Annotated in this window: 4 protein-coding genes; 1 reads left to right on the top strand and 3 read right to left on the bottom strand. The window is 62.5% G+C overall.

The features are described 5' to 3' along the window. Positions 1-414 (top strand): hypothetical protein (locus KDH09_11745; GenBank protein MCB0220360.1); only part of this gene is annotated, 414 nt, incomplete at its 5' end. A gap of 5 nt (positions 415-419) precedes the next feature. Here the strand turns inward: KDH09_11745 and KDH09_11750 are convergent. The 3 genes from KDH09_11750 to KDH09_11760 all read right to left on the bottom strand — a co-directional run. Next, entirely contained in the window at positions 420-782 is a 363-nt protein-coding gene (locus tag KDH09_11750) for a rhodanese-like domain-containing protein (protein ID MCB0220361.1), read from the bottom strand. Positions 783-832: 50 nt separating this feature from the next. Then, the gene (locus KDH09_11755) at positions 833-1,039 is read right to left on the bottom strand and encodes a DUF2892 domain-containing protein (GenBank protein ID MCB0220362.1); all 207 of its coding nucleotides are present in this window, start codon (positions 1,037-1,039) and stop codon (positions 833-835) included. A 28-nt stretch (positions 1,040-1,067) separates the two neighbouring features. Beyond that, the coding region (locus KDH09_11760; protein ID MCB0220363.1) for a hypothetical protein at positions 1,068-2,337 on the bottom strand (1,270 nt) is incomplete at its 5' end.

The raw sequence follows: 2,337 nt of genomic DNA on the forward strand, positions 1-2,337 counted from the left end.
CAACACGCCGAGCGTTTCTACGTGCACTACCGCACTTTCGTGACCATCGATAAAGAGCAGGACTACAGCTTTGCGCTGCGCTCCAGCGGCGGCGGCGCGCAGCTACGCCTTGGCAACATGATTGTCTTTGACGACGACCCCTACACCGAGGGCGGCGAGGGCTCAGGACGGGCGCATCTCAAACCCGGTATCTATCCGATGTCGCTCTCGTATTATCATCTGGGCGGGCCGGTGAGCCTGCAGATGGAGATGCGCGATGAAAGCGGCGAGCCCTACCCCGCCGAGCATTTCCGTACACTGCCGCCAGGGCCGGTGAGCTTCTACGGACAGCTCCCGAGCTGGGCCGCGCCCGTGAACGCGCCGGCGGCTCCGAATTCACTACCACCCTCCGACATCGCGCCGATCCAGCGCTGAGCGCGCTACTCGCCCTTTTCGACGGGAAGCTCTGCCTTCCACCACGCGCGCATGCCGCCGCGGAGCTGGCAGACCTGGTCGAAGCCCGCGTCCCTCAGCAGCCGGACGGCCGGGATACTCCGGTGCGCCGACAGGCAGATCGCCACGACCGGGCGCGCCGGATCGAGCGCCAGCACATCGAGCTGCGATTTCAGGGAAGTAATGGGCGCGCTGCGCGCGCCGGGGATGCGACTTGTTTTCCACTCCAGCGTGGTGCGTACATCGAGGATCTGCGGCGCCTGCTCGCGATTGAGCTGTCCGTGCAGTTCTTCGGCAGAGATCTCGGGCACGCCGCCGAAGGGCACCCACCAGAGTGAAGATTTGGCCATGGCTCGCTCCCCCTTGAGAGGGGAACGAGCATAGCGCATTGCCGCGCGTGTCAGGTAGCGGCGGGAATTTCTTTCTTGAGGCCGAGTTTCCCAAGCAACCACATCATCGGGCACCAGTGGGTAAAGGCCGACTGCAGCAGGTTGAGTCCCACGAAGCCGGTGAGCAGCAGGAAATACTGGCTCACGTAATGGGCGAGCACGACGCTGAGAATCACCACCACGCCGGCCACCAATCGAAGTCCTTCGTTAATCGTCATGGTTGCACGCTCCTTTGTTGAACGGGCGCTAGAAGCTGTAACGCGCCCGCACATAGACATTCGAGTTTTCTTCAAGCTGGGCGAAGAAGGTGTGGTCATCGTCGCCCGAGAGGATATTGCCGCCCACCGCCAGCTTGATCTGGTCATTGAAGCGGTAGGTCAGCGAGGGACGCAGGTAGAGGTCTTTTTCGTTGGGCGAGACAAAGGCCACGGTCGAGAAGATCAGGTTGTCGCGCAGAAAGCGCCAAGTGATGCGCGCCGTGAGCATGTGGCGCGCCTCTTTCTGCTCGAATTGCGGCGTGGGTGAGGCCGCAATCAGCGCGGCGTATTCCTGCGTCCACTCCACATAGTACTGCAGCCCGAGCTGGAAATTGGCGAAAAGCTCGCGGTCATAGCCGACCAGCCCGCGCAGCTCGCTGTTGGGAATAAACGGATTGTTTCCGTCGTTGTCATCGAAGGAGTGGTGGTAGGCCGTCTCCAGATTCGCGACGCCGCCCAGGAAGTTCCCGCGCACGCTTGCGCCGTAGACCGCCAACCGCGAATAGGTCGGAATAAACGAGACCGAATCAAGCGCGGTAGGGCGCTTGCCGTATCCGAGGTAACCATAGAGCGCGACCTCGTAGCCTTTGATCGTCTTGTAAAGGCGCGCGGCCCACTCGCCGTTTTGCGCTTCGCGCGGGGGATTCATTTTCGCAAACGGGGCGCTGGCGCTGAAGTAGCCACCCGTGCCGCGGTTGAAGAAGGAAATGCGGCTGCCATCGAAAAAGCGATCGGGTTCAAAAATCGGCGTGTAGACAACGTCCAGGTTCACGATGTCGCTGAAGGCGCTGAGCTTCACTGCATTCGAGGGGGCTTTCAGAAACTCGTCGTCGCGACCGATGAAGAACGACACCCAGTCCTTGGGGAACAGATCGTTGAGGAACACGAAGTCGCCTGTCCCCCAGGTCAGCACCTGCCGACCGGCACGCACGTCGAGCCACTTGGCCGGCGTGAACGAGATCAGCCCCTCGCGAAAGTCGATGTCCGTGGACTGCGCCACCGCGTCACCGACCACGTCGCCCTTGAAGCTGGCGCTGACCTGATCGCCGAAGTGCTGGAGTTCGAGCCGGAAGCGGCCCTCGCCCAGCACGAAGTCGTCATTCTGCCAGGGGTTTTCCACCGCGCGGCTGGCGCCGGCGAATTCGACAAAACCGTGGATCTCCACCGGCAGGGCCGCGCCGCCGCCGGAATCACCTCCGCCGCTTCCGCTGCCCCAGGGATCGTCTTCCCAACCATCATCCTGTGCGGCGGCCGGAGCC

The organism is Chrysiogenia bacterium (assembly GCA_020434085.1).
GTDB lineage: Bacteria > JAGRBM01 > JAGRBM01 > JAGRBM01 > JAGRBM01 > JAGRBM01.